Origin of the sequence: Psychromonas aquatilis (assembly GCF_038155185.1) — a bacterium.
Classification (GTDB): domain Bacteria; phylum Pseudomonadota; class Gammaproteobacteria; order Enterobacterales; family Psychromonadaceae; genus Psychromonas; species Psychromonas aquatilis.
This window is the reverse complement of sequence record NZ_JBAKAZ010000332.1, coordinates 1-220: the sequence shown is the minus strand read 5'-3', so window position 1 is coordinate 220 and position 220 is coordinate 1. Positions and strand designations below refer to the sequence as shown.

At 45.5% G+C, this 220-nt stretch carries 1 pseudogene; it reads left to right on the top strand.

Annotated elements, in window-relative coordinates:
• Nucleotides 1-220: pseudogene (locus tag V6256_RS15745) on the top strand (ethanolamine permease); the annotation flags it as partial.

The window sequence follows — 220 nt, the reverse complement described above, 5'->3', positions numbered from 1 at the left end:
TGTATTTAACGTTAGTATTATCTTTAGCTGATATGTGCGCTGCGATACCGGCTGCAGGCGGTGGTTATTGTTTTGCTCGCCAAGCTATGGGACCTGCTGGTGGTTAGCTCACCGGGTTAGCGGTACTAATAGAATATACACTTGCTCCCGCGGCGATTGTGATTTTTATTGGTGCATCGGTATATGAGTTTTTAGGCTTTGATGGGCCAATTGTTTATGC